Here is an 8,286-nt window from a genome sequence, read left to right as displayed (position 1 = left end):
GACCCGCTCGGTCCTGACCTGTGAGTCGGCCGTCGGTACCTGTGCCTTCTGCTACGGCCGCTCCCTGGCCACCGGCAAGACGGTCGACATCGGTGAGGCGGTCGGCATCATCGCCGCCCAGTCCATCGGTGAGCCCGGTACTCAGCTGACGATGCGTACCTTCCACACCGGTGGTGTGGCCGGTGACGACATCACCCAGGGTCTGCCCCGTGTCGTCGAGCTCTTCGAAGCTCGTACGCCGAAGGGTGTCGCCCCGATCTCCGAGGCCGCGGGCCGTGTCCGCATCGAGGAGACCGAGAAGACCAAGAAGCTCGTCGTCACCCCGGACGACGGCAGCGACGAGACGGCGTTCCCGATCTCGAAGCGTGCCCGTCTGCTCGTGGGCGAGGGCGACCACGTCGAGGTCGGCCAGAAGCTGACCGTGGGTGCCACCAACCCGCACGACGTGCTGCGCATCCTGGGTCAGCGTGCCGTCCAGGTCCACCTGGTCGGCGAGGTCCAGAAGGTCTACAACTCGCAGGGTGTGTCGATCCACGACAAGCACATCGAGATCATCATCCGGCAGATGCTGCGCCGCGTGACGATCATCGAGTCCGGCGACGCGGAGCTGCTGCCGGGCGAGCTCGTCGAGCGCTCGAAGTTCGAGACCGAGAACCGTCGTGTGGTCACCGAGGGCGGTCACCCCGCCTCCGGCCGTCCGCAGCTGATGGGTATCACCAAGGCCTCGCTGGCGACGGAGTCCTGGCTGTCGGCCGCCTCCTTCCAGGAGACGACCCGAGTCCTGACGGATGCGGCGATCAACGCCAAGTCCGACAGCCTCATCGGCCTCAAGGAGAACGTCATCATCGGTAAGCTCATCCCGGCCGGTACGGGTCTGTCCCGCTACCGCAACATCCGGGTGGAGCCCACCGAGGAGGCCAAGGCCGCGATGTACTCGGCCGTCGGCTACGACGACATCGACTACTCGCCGTTCGGCACCGGCTCCGGCCAGGCCGTTCCGCTGGAGGACTACGACTACGGTCCGTACAACCAGTAAGCGAGCAGCTGCTTGAACCGCAGGGCGGTCACCACGGGAACAACCCGGGGTGGCCGCCCTGCGGCGCGTTGGAGCATGATTGAGGGCACGTACGACTTGCGTGTCCGTTTCCGGGGGAGTGGTCTCGTGTCGAATCCGTCGTGGCAGCCGGCGCCGTGGCCGCCGCAGAACCAGGGCCAGCCGTCCATGCTGGCCGCGCACGCCGATCGGGAGCGCGCGGTGGACGTGCTGCGCGCGGGGTTCGCCGAGGGGCGGCTGCCGCAGGGGGAGTACGAGAAGCGGGTCGAGCGGGCCTATCAGGCGCGTACGGTGGGCGAGCTGAGCGTCCTGGTCGCGGACCTGCCGCAGGGGCCCGTACCGCAGCAGCAGATGGCCGTGCCGGTGGCGCCGCCCGTGCCGCGGACGTTCATGCCGGCGCCGTACCTGCCGCCGCCGACCAACGGCAAGGCGATCGGTGCGATGTCGTGCGGGGTCGCGACGTTCTTCTCCATGGGCCTGTCCGGGATCCCGGCGGTCATCCTGGGACATATGGCCCGCAAGGAGATCCGGGAGCGCGGGGAGCAGGGCGACGGCATGGCGGTCGCCGGGATCGTGCTGGGCTGGCTGTCGATCGCGGGGTGGGCGCTGTTCATCCTGCTCATGGTCGTGGCCTCGACCAGTGGCGCCTGAGACCACCGGTGAGCGGTGTGATGTGCGCCCGGCGTGTCCCGGCTGAGATGTATTTGTTTTGACCGCAGCTGATGAGATAGGTACGCTCAGACCTTGTGCCTGGGGTGTGCCTGGGCTCGTGTGCGTGTCTTCAGCCGCACGGCGAGTCCGGATCAGTCCGCTTCGTTCTGATCATGGCCACCGCAATCTGCCGCTTCCCGCCCTTCGGCGGGGGTCTGCAGTATTCGACACACCCGACCGCGTGGGTCGGCAAAGTTCCAGGTTAGCTTCACTACTCGGCACACAGAAACCGGAGAAGTAGTGCCTACGATCCAGCAGCTGGTCCGGAAGGGCCGGCAGGACAAGGTCGAGAAGAACAAGACGCCCGCACTCGAGGGTTCGCCCCAGCGTCGTGGTGTCTGCACGCGTGTGTTCACGACCACCCCGAAGAAGCCGAACTCGGCCCTGCGTAAGGTCGCGCGTGTGCGTCTGACCAGCGGCATCGAGGTCACTGCTTACATTCCGGGTGAGGGACACAACCTGCAGGAGCACTCCATCGTGCTCGTGCGCGGCGGCCGTGTGAAGGACCTGCCTGGTGTTCGCTACAAGATCATCCGCGGTTCGCTCGACACCCAGGGTGTCAAGAACCGCAAGCAGGCCCGCAGCCGCTACGGCGCCAAGAAGGAGAAGTAAGAATGCCTCGTAAGGGCCCCGCCCCGAAGCGCCCGGTCATCATCGACCCGGTCTACGGTTCTCCTCTGGTGACCTCCCTCATCAACAAGGTGCTGCTGAACGGCAAGCGCTCCACCGCCGAGCGCATCGTGTACGGCGCCATGGAGGGCCTGCGTGAGAAGTCGGGCAACGACCCGGTCATCACGCTGAAGCGCGCGCTCGAGAACATCAAGCCGACCCTCGAGGTCAAGTCCCGCCGTGTCGGTGGCGCGACCTACCAGGTTCCGGTTGAGGTCAAGCCCGGCCGCGCCAACACCCTCGCGCTCCGCTGGCTCGTCGGCTACTCCCGCGCCCGTCGCGAGAAGACGATGACCGAGCGTCTGATGAACGAGCTGCTCGACGCCTCCAACGGCCTCGGCGCTGCCGTGAAGAAGCGCGAGGACACGCACAAGATGGCCGAGTCCAACAAGGCCTTCGCGCACTACCGCTGGTAGTCGCAACCCACATCGAGACCGAGAGAAGACTGAAGCCTTATGGCTACCACTTCGCTTGACCTGGCCAAGGTGCGCAACATCGGCATCATGGCCCACATCGACGCGGGCAAGACGACCACCACCGAGCGGATCCTGTTCTACACCGGCGTCTCGTACAAGATCGGTGAGGTCCACGACGGCGCTGCCACGATGGACTGGATGGAGCAGGAGCAGGAGCGTGGCATCACGATCACGTCCGCTGCCACCACCTGCCACTGGCCGCTCGAGGACAACGACTACACGATCAACATCATCGACACGCCTGGGCACGTCGACTTCACCGTCGAGGTGGAGCGCTCCCTGCGTGTTCTCGATGGTGCCGTGACGGTGTTCGACGGTGTCGCCGGCGTTGAGCCGCAGTCCGAGACGGTGTGGCGTCAGGCCGACCGTTACGGCGTGCCGCGCATCTGCTTCGTCAACAAGCTGGACCGCACCGGCGCCGAGTTCCACCGCTGCGTCGACATGATCGTCGACCGCCTCGGTGCGACTCCGCTGGTCATGCAGCTCCCCATCGGTGCCGAGGCCGACTTCCAGGGTGTCGTCGACCTCGTCACGATGAAGGCGTTCGTCTGGTCGGCCGAGGCCGCCAAGGGCGAGGCCTACGACATCGTCGACATCCCCGCCACGCACACCGAGGCTGCCCAGGAGTACCGGGGCAAGCTGCTCGAGGCCGTCGCGGAGAACGACGAGGAGATGATGGAGCTGTTCCTGGAGGGCACCGAGCCCACCGTGGAGCAGCTGCACGCCGCCGTGCGTCGCATCACCATCGCCTCCGGCAAGGGCGGCGACACCACCGTCACCCCCGTGTTCTGTGGCACCGCGTTCAAGAACAAGGGTGTTCAGCCCCTGCTCGACGCCGTCGTGCGCTACCTGCCGACCCCGCTCGACGTCGAGGCCATCGAGGGCCACGACGTCAAGGACCCCGAGGTCGTCGTCAAGCGCAAGCCGTCGGACGACGAGCCGCTGGCCGCCCTCGCGTTCAAGATCATGAGCGACCCGCACCTGGGCAAGCTCACCTTCGTCCGGGTCTACTCGGGCCGCCTGGAGTCCGGCACCTCGGTGCTGAACTCGGTCAAGGGCAAGAAGGAGCGCATCGGCAAGATCTACCGCATGCACGCGAACAAGCGTGAGGAGATCGAGTCGGTGGGCGCGGGCGACATCGTCGCCGTCATGGGTCTGAAGCAGACCACGACGGGTGAGACGCTGTCCGACGACAAGAACCCGGTCATCCTGGAGTCCATGGACTTCCCGGCGCCGGTCATTCAGGTCGCCATCGAGCCCAAGTCCAAGGGTGACCAGGAGAAGCTGGGTGTCGCCATCCAGCGTCTCTCGGAGGAGGACCCCTCCTTCCAGGTCCACTCGGACGAGGAGACGGGCCAGACCATCATCGGTGGTATGGGCGAGCTGCACCTCGAGGTGCTGGTCGACCGTATGCGCCGTGAGTTCAAGGTCGAGGCCAACGTCGGCAAGCCGCAGGTCGCTTACCGCGAGACGATCCGTCAGGCCGTCGAGCGCGTGGACTACACCCACAAGAAGCAGACCGGTGGTACGGGTCAGTTCGCCAAGGTGCAGATCGCGATCGAGCCGATCGACAGCGGCGACGCCTCGTACGAGTTCGTGAACAAGGTCACCGGTGGCCGCATCCCCCGGGAGTACATCCCGTCGGTGGACGCGGGTGCGCAGGAGGCCATGCAGTTCGGCATCCTGGCCGGCTACGAGATGACGGGCGTCCGCGTCACGCTTCTCGACGGTGCCTACCACGAGGTCGACTCCTCCGAGCTCGCCTTCAAGATCGCCGGCTCGCAGGCCTTCAAGGAGGCCGCGCGCAAGGCCAAGCCCGTGCTGCTCGAGCCGATGATGGCCGTCGAGGTCACCACGCCCGAGGACTACATGGGTGAGGTCATCGGCGACATCAACTCCCGCCGTGGCCAGATCCAGGCCATGGAGGAGCGCAGCGGCGCTCGCGTCGTGAAGGGCCTCGTGCCGCTTTCGGAGATGTTCGGCTACGTCGGCGACCTCCGCAGCAAGACGTCGGGTCGCGCGAGCTACTCGATGCAGTTCGACTCCTACGCCGAGGTTCCGCGGAACGTCGCCGAGGAGATCATCGCGAAGGCCAAGGGCGAGTAACGCACCGCGTTCACTAGCTTTAGGCTTGACTCCGGAGCCTCTCGGGGCATTCATCCGCGGTTGCGGGTGAATGCCCCCGGGCACCGGGCTTTCCAGCAAAGATCACCTGGCGCCGATGAAGCAAGGCGTTCAGAACCACTCCAGGAGGACCCCAGTGGCGAAGGCGAAGTTCGAGCGGACTAAGCCGCACGTCAACATCGGCACCATCGGTCACATCGACCACGGTAAGACGACCCTCACGGCCGCCATTACCAAGGTGCTGCACGACGCGTACCCGGACCTGAACGAGGCCTCGGCCTTCGACCAGATCGACAAGGCTCCCGAGGAGCGCCAGCGCGGTATCACGATCTCGATCGCGCACGTCGAGTACCAGACCGAGGCGCGTCACTACGCCCACGTCGACTGCCCCGGTCACGCGGACTACATCAAGAACATGATCACGGGTGCCGCGCAGATGGACGGCGCCATCCTCGTGGTCGCCGCCACCGACGGCCCGATGCCGCAGACCAAGGAGCACGTGCTCCTGGCCCGCCAGGTCGGCGTTCCGTACATCGTTGTCGCCCTGAACAAGGCCGACATGGTGGACGACGAGGAGATCCTGGAGCTCGTCGAGCTCGAGGTCCGTGAGCTCCTCTCCGAGTACGAGTTCCCGGGCGACGACGTTCCGGTCGTCAAGGTCTCGGCGCTCAAGGCGCTCGAGGGCGACGAGGAGTGGGGCAAGTCCGTCCTCGAGCTCATGGCCGCCGTCGACTCCGCCATCCCGGAGCCGGAGCGCGACGTCGACAAGCCGTTCCTCATGCCGATCGAGGACGTCTTCACGATCACCGGTCGTGGCACGGTCGTCACCGGTCGTATCGAGCGTGGTGTCCTGAAGGTCAACGAGACCGTCGACATCATCGGCATCAAGACCGAGAAGACCACCACCACGGTCACCGGCATCGAGATGTTCCGCAAGCTGCTCGACGAGGGCCAGGCCGGTGAGAACGTCGGTCTGCTGCTCCGCGGCATCAAGCGCGAGGACGTCGAGCGCGGCCAGGTCATCATCAAGCCGGGCTCGGTCACCCCGCACACCGAGTTCGAGGCGCAGGCGTACATCCTGTCGAAGGACGAGGGTGGCCGTCACACCCCGTTCTTCAACAACTACCGCCCGCAGTTCTACTTCCGTACGACGGACGTGACCGGCGTCGTGACCCTCCCCGAGGGCACCGAGATGGTCATGCCGGGTGACAACACCGAGATGAAGGTGGAGCTCATCCAGCCCGTCGCCATGGAGGAGGGCCTCAAGTTCGCCATCCGTGAGGGTGGCCGGACCGTCGGCGCCGGCCAGGTCACCAAGATCAACAAGTAAGTTCCGCTTACCTGTTGGGCTTGACGCCTGGTAGCTCCTGCGAGCTCTGAAAGGGCCCGTACGACTTAGGTCGTACGGGCCCTTTTGCATGCCCTCTCCGTTCTCGCGGATCCTCGGGGCCGGTGCGCCGCTGGTCAGGACGGGCTCAGGCCCTGGCCTGGGTGGGACGCCACAGCCATGGGCGGGCGTCGAAGGAGAGTCCGGCGAGGGTGGGGGCGGCCCCGGTCGCGGTCAGGGACGGGGTGTCCAGGGTCGGTGGCAGGCCCGCGGGGCGGGTGAGGCGGCCCTGGTGGAGGAGTTGGACGGTGCCGTCCGTGGCGCGGCCGAGGAGGTAGGGGCCGGTGGCGGTGACGGGGCCGTAGCCGGGGAAGTCGACGGGCGGGCCGCCGGGGGAGAGGAGGCGGTCGGAGGCGGGCGGACGGTAGTAGAGGCGGCCGTGGGGCGGGGCGCGCGGGGGGGCGCGCGCGCGGCGCGGACCCGGCGGTCCGCGACCGGGTGGCGGACGCCCTGGTCGGGGCGCGGGCCTACCAGCTCTTCACGTACGCCAACGCGTCGCGTTTCGCCGCCGGTGAGCAGATCGGCGCCGAGTCCAGCCTGAACAAGGTGTTCTGGTCGGAGTACGACATCGCGCTGCACGAGACGGCGCTGGACCTGCTCGGCGCGGACGCCGAGCTGGCGGACGGCGAGTGGGCGGAGGGCTATGTGTTCTCGCTCGCGGGCCCGATCTACGCGGGGACGAACGAGATCCAGCGCGACATCATCGCCGAGCGGCTGCTCGGCCTGCCGAAGGGACGCCGCTGATGAGGTTCCTCCTGGACACGGAGCAGGCCGAGTTCGGCCGCACCCTCGACCGGATGCTCGGCGCGGCCGGCACCCCCGCGGCCGTGCGGGCCTGGGCGGCCGGCGACTCCGGGCCCGGCCGGGCGCTGTGGGCGCGGCTCGCGGAGAGCGGGGTGTTCGCGCTCGCGGTGCCCGAGGAGCACGAGGGGCTCGGGCCGCTGCCGGTCGAGCTGGCGGTGGCGTACGTGGAGCTGGGCCGGCACGCGGTCCCCGGCCCGGTCGTGGAGACGGCCGCCGCGGCGGCGCTGCTCGCGGAGCTGCCGGAGGGGACGGGCGCCGCGAAGGAGTGGCTGCCGCGGATCGCCTCCGGTGACGCGCTGGTCTCCCTGGCATCGGGAGCCGCGGGCCCGTACGCGCTGGACGCGGACGCGGCGGACGTGGTGCTCGTCGCGGACGGCGACGCGATACGTCTGGCCGCCGGGCACGGCCCGCTGCGGGAGTCGGCCGATCCGGCGCGCCGCCTGTTCGTCCCGGAGGGCGGCGAGGTGCTGGCCCGGGGGCCCCAGGCAGCGGCGGCCCTGGCCCGCGCCACCGATCTGGCCGCGTTCCTCACCGCGGCCCAGGCCCTCGGCGTCGGGCTCGAACTGCTGCGCAGGACCGTGGAGTACGTGGGTCAGCGCCGCCAGTTCGGGGTGGCCATCGGCACGTTCCAGGCGGTCAAGCACCGGCTCGCGGACGCGCTGGTGGGTCTGGAGTTCGCCCGCCCGCTCCTGTTCGGGGCCGCCCTCACGCTGAACGGCGAGGAGATCGCGGCGGCGAAGCTCGCGGCGGGCGAGGCGGCGTACCGGGCGGCCCGCGCCGCCCTCCAGCTGCACGGCGCGGTCGGCTACACGGAGGAGCTGGACCTCTCCCTGTGGCTCCGCAAGGCCCTCCCCCTGCGCGACGCGTGGGGCACGCCGGCGCAGTGCCGGGCCCGGCTGGTCCCGGCGGCGGGCGGGCCGGTGCCGTGGAGGGAGTCGTCCACGGGGTGACCGGCACGGGGGCCGCGGCGGGCGTGATCTCCGGGTTCGCTATTTTGAGCGGCGCCCGACGTTCATGACGTTGCTGACCTCAGGAGCCGGCCGTGGAACCCACGCCCCAGT

Annotated in this window: 6 protein-coding genes and 2 pseudogenes; all 8 read left to right on the top strand. The window is 68.4% G+C overall.

Features of this window, described 5'->3' with window-relative positions; genetic code table 11:
- Positions 1 to 1,036: pseudogene (locus ACFW9D_RS01360) on the top strand (DNA-directed RNA polymerase subunit beta'); the annotation flags it as partial.
- A gap of 186 nt (positions 1,037 to 1,222) precedes the next feature.
- On the top strand, positions 1,223 to 1,705 hold the full coding sequence (locus ACFW9D_RS01355; RefSeq protein ID WP_188341385.1) for a DUF1707 and DUF4190 domain-containing protein: 483 nt from the start codon (positions 1,223 to 1,225) through the stop codon (positions 1,703 to 1,705).
- 300 nt (positions 1,706 to 2,005) lie between these two features.
- Positions 2,006 to 2,377 (top strand): 30S ribosomal protein S12, encoded by a 372-nt coding sequence (gene rpsL / locus ACFW9D_RS01350; protein WP_003948652.1) that lies wholly within the window; start codon positions 2,006 to 2,008, stop codon positions 2,375 to 2,377.
- A 2-nt stretch (positions 2,378 to 2,379) separates the two neighbouring features.
- The gene (rpsG, locus tag ACFW9D_RS01345; RefSeq protein ID WP_111663838.1) at positions 2,380 to 2,850 is read left to right on the top strand and encodes a 30S ribosomal protein S7; all 471 of its coding nucleotides are present in this window, start codon (positions 2,380 to 2,382) and stop codon (positions 2,848 to 2,850) included.
- Positions 2,851 to 2,889: 39 nt separating this feature from the next.
- Entirely contained in the window at positions 2,890 to 5,016 is a 2,127-nt protein-coding gene (fusA, locus tag ACFW9D_RS01340; RefSeq protein ID WP_188337387.1) for an elongation factor G, read from the top strand.
- A 154-nt stretch (positions 5,017 to 5,170) separates the two neighbouring features.
- Positions 5,171 to 6,364, top strand: coding sequence for an elongation factor Tu (gene tuf / locus ACFW9D_RS01335; RefSeq protein WP_188337386.1), 1,194 nt, complete (start codon positions 5,171 to 5,173; stop codon positions 6,362 to 6,364).
- A 459-nt stretch (positions 6,365 to 6,823) separates the two neighbouring features.
- Positions 6,824 to 7,165, top strand: a pseudogene (locus ACFW9D_RS01330) (acyl-CoA dehydrogenase family protein); the annotation flags it as partial.
- Positions 7,165 to 8,175, top strand: a complete 1,011-nt coding sequence (locus ACFW9D_RS01325; protein ID WP_384616622.1) for an acyl-CoA dehydrogenase family protein — start codon at positions 7,165 to 7,167, stop codon at positions 8,173 to 8,175. The pseudogene ACFW9D_RS01330 and the gene ACFW9D_RS01325, both read left to right, overlap by 1 nt.
- Positions 8,176 to 8,286: the final 111 nt, after the last annotated feature.

The organism is Streptomyces sp. NPDC059524, from assembly GCF_042749255.1.
In the GTDB taxonomy this organism is placed as follows: Bacteria; Actinomycetota; Actinomycetes; order Streptomycetales; family Streptomycetaceae; genus Streptomyces; species Streptomyces xanthii.
This window is presented reverse-complemented; position numbering and strand designations above follow the sequence as displayed.